A 7,025-nucleotide genomic window follows, 5' to 3' on the forward strand; every position below is an offset into this window, starting at 1 on the left:
GCTCCCACAAGGGATATTTGCTGCACCCCGGCCCCCCTGTGGGAGCGAGCTTGCTCGCGAATGAAAGCGACTCGGTATTTCAGTTATCCACAGCGTCCTGCTTCACCACCACGGTGCAGGTAATCCCCGCCGCCAACAACACACCCTCCGGCACTTCATCGATGTGAATGCGCACCGGCACCCGCTGCGCCAGTCGTACCCAGTTGAACGTCGGGTTCACGTCGGCGATCAGCTCGCGGCTTTCCGGGTTGTCGCGGTCGTAGATGCCGCGGGAAATACTCTCCACATGCCCCTTCAAGACTTCACCGCTCATCAGTTGCATGTCGGCTTTGTCGCCTACGCGCACGTGCGGCAATTTGGTCTCTTCGAAGAAGCCGTAGACCCAGAACGAGTTCATGTCGACCACGGCCATTTTCGCTTCGCCGATGCGCGCGTAGTCACCGCGATGCACGTTGAGGTTGGTCACGTAGCCGTCCACCGCCGCACGTACTTCGGTGCGTTTCAGGTTGAGTTCGGCGGCTTCCAGTTGCGCTTGCGCGTGTTGATAGTCGGCCTGCGCGGCGTCGGCGATGTTGCTGGCGTCGTCGCGGTTTTCCTTGGAGATCACCAGATTGTCGAGGTCGGCGCGGCGATGCGCGTTGACCTTGCGCATCTCCCACGTCGCCTTGCGCGAAGCCACCAGCGACTGCGCCTGCTTCACCGCGAGACGGTAATGCTCGGGGTCGATCTGCATCAGCAGGTCACCCTTCTTCACCAACTGGTTGTCGCGCACCGGTACGTCGACCACTTCCCCGGTAACGTCGGCGGCGACGTTGATGATGTCCGCCCGCACCCGGCCGTCACGGGTCCACGGGGTATTCATGTAGTGCTCCCACAGGGTCCGGCCGATCCACAGTGCCATGGCCAGCACCAGCAGGGTCGCGAGCAGGCTGAAAAACTTTTTCATCAGAACGTTCTCAACGGTAGACAGTCAGCGCCATGGCGCCGAACAGACAGGTAAACAGGCTCAGACGCAGCAGCGCCGGGTGCCAGAAAAAACGGTACAGGTCGAACCCCGAGAGAAACCGGTCGAGTGCCCAGGCCAGCGCCGCAGCGACAAAAAACATCAGGGTCATGGTCGGCATGTACACGCCGTGGAAGGCGATTTCACGAGGCATGGGCAAGTCCTTCGGGCTTGGCGACGGCATAGGCAGCGAGTGGTGATTGCGGGTCGAGCAACGAGGTGCGGATGAAGTGCAGATAGCTCTTCACCCGGCGTAACGCGGACGTGTCGAAGTGCGGCGCGAACGGCTCGTCAGTCGCCGCAACCCGACTGATTGCGTGATCGACCGCCACCAGTGCGCGTTCCAGATTGCTCGGGTTCGGTTGCAGAAACAGTCGCACCAGCGCCCGGCCCATCACGCGAATTGCCTGACGCCACGGCTGCGATTCGGCATAGGCCGGATGCACCGGGAGGATCGCCTGTTCCTTGCGCAACTCGATGATCGCGTGGCCGACTTCGAGCACCACGAACATCCAGCGCAGCAGGTTCTTCTGCACGGTCGGCTGCCCGGCGGCGAGACCATAAGCTTGGTGCAGCAAATCGCGGGTACGACTCTCGAAACTCGACGCCAGGCCCTTGAGTTTGCCGCTGATCGCGTAGACAACCTGGCCGCGCAGGTCCTGCTCCAGGCGCTTCCACAACCAACGGCTGTTGGGCGGCAGAATGATTGCGCCGGCAGCGGCGCAGACCAGCATGCCCATGACCATGGCGATGTAGTCGTTGATGAAGGTGTAGGGGTTGTAAATGGTCAGGTTGTCCGGCACCGAACCGGTGCTGAAGAAGATCAACAAACCGAGACCGACACCTGCGTATTGCGGTCGCGAAGCGAGGAACGAGCCGAGCACGATCACTGGCGCGAGCATCACGCACAGCAGCGGAAAACCGTCGATCCACGGGAAGATGAAAAACATCTCGACGAAGCCGATCAGCGCCCCGAGAAACGTACCGCAGGCCATTTGAAAAGCCATGCGTTTCGGGTTCGGCGTGGCGGCAGACAGGCCCACGGTCGCGGCAGCAATCAGGGTCATGGTCGCACCGCTCGGCCACGCGGTGGCGACCCAATAGCTGCCCAGCACCATCAGGATGAACGAGGCGCGAATCCCCGAGGCCGCCGCGGCCCACCAGTTGGTTTGCGGGGTGAACGGCTCGTCCCAGCGCTCACGCTCGTGGCGGTGATCGGCCAGCGAGGCGTGGGTCTGTGCATAACTGTGCAAGTCATCGACGAAGCGATAGAGCAGTTCGTACGCGGTGTGAAAATCCAGTTGCTCGGCGTCGCTAGGGTCAGTCTCCTGAAAGGCTGCACGCAGGCTGCGCACCCGCGACGGCAGGCCCTCCTTGTACGTCGCAAGTGCCGTCGCCAGGCGTGCGGCGTCCGGGCTGGTGAGGGCGCGGCCACTGAAGCCGTCGAGCACTTCGGCCAGATCCTGCAGGCCCGGTCTGATCGCCGCCACCACGTGTTCTTCGTCGTTCACGCGCAAGCGTTCCAGCAACTGATGCAGGGCATTGAAGCGGGTGGTGATGCCCATGAACTCGCTGTTCAAACGACTGAGGCGCCCGTTGCGCCGACGCATGTGCGGGTCTTCGAAAACGGTCACGCTGCGCAGCCCTTCGAGGCCCACGGCTTCGGCAATGAAACGCACATTGCTCGCTTCGAACGACTCGGCTTTGCTGCGCCCGCGCAGGCCATCGGTGACGAACAACGCGAACACGCCGAAGCGCTGATACAGGGCGTTGCGCATCGCCGCGCTGGCGGTTTGCGGCAGGATCGCGGCGCTGACTACCGTCGAGCAGAGAATCCCCAGCGAGATCTCCAGCACCCGCCAGACGGCGGCCATGAACGCACCGTCCGGATGCGCCAGCGCGGGCAGCCCGACCATCGCCGCGGTGTAGCCGGCGAGGACAAAACCGTAAGCGCGAAAGTTACGGCAACGCGCCGCACCCGCCGAGCAGATACCGACCCAGATGGCTAGCGAACCGAGGAACAGTTCGGTGTTCTGCGCGAACAGCGAGATCAGCGTAACCATCATCGCCGACCCGGCCAGGGTGCCGAGGAAGCGATAGAAACTCTTGGCGAACACATGGCCGCTCTGTGGCTGCATGACGATGAACACGGTGATCATCGCCGTACGCGGCTGCGGCAACTCCAGGCGCATCGCCAGCCACAGTGTGAGGAACGCGGCGAGCAATACCTTGAAGATGTAGACCCAGGTCACGCCATCACTGCGCGCCCAGTCAAACAAACCCCGACGCCATTCCAGGGAGTAGAGCCAGCGTAGAGGTGCGGGCAAGGGAGTCATTTGGTCTTGCTCAATAAATGAAGAAAAAGTCTGTGGATCACGCAATTCTTGTGGCGAGGGAGCTTGCTCCCGCTTGAGTGCGCAGCGCTCACAAGATTTTTGGGGCAGCTGCGCAGCCCAGCGGGAGCAAGCTCCCTCGCCACAGGTTTGCGCATGCCGTCGGGATTGTGTTCACCGCAGGAGGGCCGGGGTTTTCGGGGCTGCTGTTTGCTCGACAGTGGGCACGTCACTGCCAGCCCCGAGGCCGCCACCCAACGCCGTCACCAACTCCGCATGCGCACTCAACCGCGCCGCCTGCACCTGCTGCTGCACTTGCTGTTGCTTGAACAGCAAGGTCTGCGCATTGAGCACGTTGAGGTAGTCGGTAAGGCCACGCTGATAAGCAATCATCGCGATGTCGTAAGTCTTCTGCGCCGTGGCCACCGACTCGGCGGCGAAGGCTTGCTGCTTGTCCATCGACTCGCGGCGGATCAACTGATCGGAGATGTTCTTCAGCGCATTGACCAGCGTCTGGTTGTAGTGCGCCACGGCGATGTCATACCCGGCGGACGCTTCGCCCAACTCGCTGCGCAAACGCCCACCGTCGAAGATCGGCAGCGAGATCGCCGGGCCGACGTTGTAGTTGAGCTTCTTGCCAGTCAAAAACTCCAGCGCCCCGCCACCGGTCGCCATGTAGCCGAGGCTGCCGACCAGATCGACGTTGGGATAGAAACCGGCGTGCGCGACATCGATCCCGCGTGCCTGCGCCGCCACTTGCCAGCGACTGGCAACCACGTCCGGGCGCTGACCGAGCAACTCGGCGGGCAATGCCGACGGCAGTTTCAATGCTGCCCCCAGCGCCAGCGTCGGCCGCTGCAACTGCGCACCCGCGCCTGGGCCTTTGCCCGCCAGTGCGGCGATCTGGTTGCGGCTGAGGGCGATTGCTTCGTCCAGCGCATCGAGTTGCCGATGGGTTTCCGGCAGCGGCGTTTCGGCCTGACTGACTTCGAAGTGCGTGCCGATTCCGCCGTTCAGGCGCTTCTGCGCCAGATCGAGAATCTGCTGTTGCTGCTTGAGCGTCGCGGCGACGATGTCGCGCTGGGCGTAATGCAGCGACAGTTCGATGTAGGCGCGCACGAGGTTGTTCTGCAATTCCAGCTGCGCCAGCCGCGCTTCGGCGGCGCTCATGTGCGCCAGATCCACCGCGCGTTCGCTGGCATTGCTTTCGCGGCCCCAGAGGTCGAGGGCATAGCTGAAACCGAGCGCGGCGTTGTTGTCCCAGGTGGTGGTGTTGGACAGCTCGCCCGGGCCGTAGAACGGGTCAGTCGGCCAGTTGTGGCGTTTGAGTGTCGACTCGCCATTGATCTGCAACGACTCGGCGGCCTCGGCGACACCGGCCAGCGCCTTGGCTTGCCGCACCCGCGCCGCGGCCATGGCCATGCTCGGACTGCCCTGTAGGGCGAGGTCGATCCAGTGATTGAGTTGCGGGTCACCGTAGGCTTGCCACCATTGTGCGGTGGGCCAGTTGGCGTCTTTCGCGGCGTGGGCGATGGCGTCGTCAGTGGCCAGTGCGTCGGCTTCCAATGCCTTGCTATGCGGGGCAATTCCTTGCGTTGAGATGCAGCCGCTGAGACCCAGGGTAAAAGCCAGAACACTGAGCGGCAAAAGCGCTCTGTTGATGCGACGCGGCACAGCTGCGAATTCCTGAAAAAGGGGAAGAACCGAGGCCCTGTGGGAGCGGGCTTGCTCGCGAAAGCGCTCTGTCAGAAGACGCCGCGTTGAAGATGAAATCGCTTTCGCGAGCAAGCCCGCTCCCACAACGGCGCAATTCTAGGTGGGCACCTTGGTGGCGATAAGCTGGGATTCCTGTGAATCTTTGTTACCGTTAACGAGATAATCCCTTGGTCGGGGGTCTCAGCCCCTGAAACTTCGTGTCACAATTTGCCATCTCCCTTGAGAGCACCCCATGGACACATTGCAAAACATGCGCGCCTTCAGTTGTGTGGCCGAAGCCGGCAGCTTCACCGCCGCCGCCGTGCAACTCGACACCACCACGGCCAACGTCTCGCGCGCGGTCTCCAACCTGGAAGCCCACCTGCAAACCCGCCTGCTCAATCGCACGACCCGGCGCATCGCCCTGACCGAGGCCGGCAAGCGCTACCTGCTGCGCTGCGAGCAGATCCTGGCCTATGTCGAAGAAGCCGAAGCCGAGGCCAGCGAAGCCCACGCCCGCCCCGCCGGCCAGTTGAAAGTGCACACCATGACCGGCATCGGCCAGCACTTCGTGATCGACGCCATCGCCCGCTACCGCAAGACCCACCCGGACGTGACCTTCGACCTGACCATGGCCAACCGTGTGCCGGACCTGCTCGACGAAGGCTACGACGTGTCCATCGTGCTGGCCCGCGAACTACCGGATTCGGGCTTCGTCTCGCAACGCCTGGGCATCACCTACAGCATCGTCTGCGCCTCCCCGGCCTACGTGAAAGCCAACGGCTGCGCGCAAAAACCCAGCGACCTGCTGAACCACGCCTGCCTGCGTCTGGTGAGCCCGGTGATCCCCCTGGAAAAATGGGCCTTCGACGGCCCCGAAGGCCAGGAAATGGTCACCATCAACAGCTCGCCATTCCTGGTAAACTCCGCCGACGCGATGAAAACCGCAATCATCAGCGGCATGGGCGTCGGCGTCCTGCCGGTCTACGCCGCCATCGAAGGCCTGCGCAACGGCACGCTGGTGCGCGTCATGCCCAACTACCGCTCGCAGGAACTCAACCTGTATGCGATCTACCCTTCGCGGCAATACCTGGATGCGAAGATCAAGACGTGGGTCGAGTATTTGCGCGGGTCGCTGCCGGAGATATTGGCGGCGCATCAGGCGGAACTGGCGGCTTATGAGTTGAGCGGGAGCCTCGCCGGAGCCCGCGTCGCCAACTGATTTTCAACACATCACTAAACCTGTAGGAGCTGCCGCAGGCTGCGATCTTTTGCCCTTGATGTTTAAAAATCAAAAGATCGCAGCCTACGGCAGCTCCTACAGAAGCGGTGATTTGGGGGGAGTTTTCCGACAGGTTTTGACGGTTGTGGCTCGGAAGTGGGGTGGATAGGCTCAGGGGGTCGTTGACAAATCAACGACCGGACTTGGTCGTCCGGGTTTAGAATGGCGCACTTTTTTAAGCTTGCTTAATGGCGAGCTGTGCGTGGGAGGGCCTTGGCCCTGCCGGGTTTCCATTCCCTGGTCGACCAACCTGCGTACGGTTCGCCACCCTATTGCTTGGTCGCAGTACGTGGCGAACTTCACATCCCGAATGGAGTTCCACCATGATCAAACCCACACCCAATCCGCCCCCAGCGGAAAGCACCTCCCCCTACGAATCCCTCGATTCAAAAAAACTCCACGACGCCGCTGAACGCGCCCTCGACCACTACCTGAAACCCTCCGCCGCCGCTGTGAGATGCCACAAACCCAGCAGCATGTTCCAGGTCGCCCCCGACATGGACAACGAAAGCCTGCTGGTTCACGCCTGCGAATCACTGGCTTCGGCGAGCATCATGACCAGCGACATTGCGGCCTATGTAGACAGCCCGCAGCGACAGACGATACTGGCGATCCAGCAAATCATCATGCTGGCTGAACTGGCGGTGAATCGGGTGCTGGATAATGTGGAAATCACCCAATCTGCGGCACACAGCTGAGCCATAGTGGGAGC

Annotated in this window: 6 protein-coding genes; 2 read left to right on the forward strand and 4 right to left on the reverse strand. The window is 62.2% G+C overall.

Annotation, left to right across the window (positions count from 1 at the left end):
* Nucleotides 1-79: 79 nt before the first annotated feature.
* From AC27VU_RS24555 to AC27VU_RS24570, 4 genes are all read right to left on the reverse strand, one after another.
* Nucleotides 80-946, reverse strand: coding sequence for an efflux RND transporter periplasmic adaptor subunit (locus tag AC27VU_RS24555; protein WP_488725085.1), 867 nt, complete (start codon nt 944-946; stop codon nt 80-82).
* Nucleotides 947-956: 10 nt separating this feature from the next.
* A complete protein-coding gene (locus tag AC27VU_RS24560) occupies nt 957-1,157 on the reverse strand; it encodes a DUF1656 domain-containing protein (protein WP_003221811.1) in 201 nt (66 codons plus the stop codon).
* A complete protein-coding gene (locus AC27VU_RS24565; RefSeq protein ID WP_488725086.1) occupies nt 1,147-3,339 on the reverse strand; it encodes an FUSC family protein in 2,193 nt (730 codons plus the stop codon). The genes AC27VU_RS24560 and AC27VU_RS24565 overlap by 11 nt, the downstream gene beginning before the upstream one ends.
* 171 nt (nt 3,340-3,510) lie before the next feature.
* Complete coding sequence (locus AC27VU_RS24570) at nt 3,511-5,010, reverse strand: efflux transporter outer membrane subunit (protein WP_488725087.1); 1,500 nt, start codon at nt 5,008-5,010, stop codon at nt 3,511-3,513.
* A gap of 274 nt (nt 5,011-5,284) precedes the next feature.
* Between AC27VU_RS24570 and AC27VU_RS24575 the strand changes: the two genes are divergently transcribed.
* Both AC27VU_RS24575 and AC27VU_RS24580 read left to right on the forward strand, forming a co-directional pair.
* Nucleotides 5,285-6,253 carry a LysR family transcriptional regulator gene (locus tag AC27VU_RS24575; RefSeq protein ID WP_123534232.1) on the forward strand — a complete coding sequence of 323 codons (969 nt, stop codon included), beginning with the start codon at nt 5,285-5,287 and terminating at the stop codon, nt 6,251-6,253.
* A 383-nt stretch (nt 6,254-6,636) separates the two neighbouring features.
* A complete protein-coding gene (locus AC27VU_RS24580; protein WP_262142016.1) occupies nt 6,637-7,011 on the forward strand; it encodes a DUF6124 family protein in 375 nt (124 codons plus the stop codon).
* Nucleotides 7,012-7,025: the final 14 nt, after the last annotated feature.

It is taken from the genome of Pseudomonas sp. 14P5.3.2, from assembly GCF_057799175.1.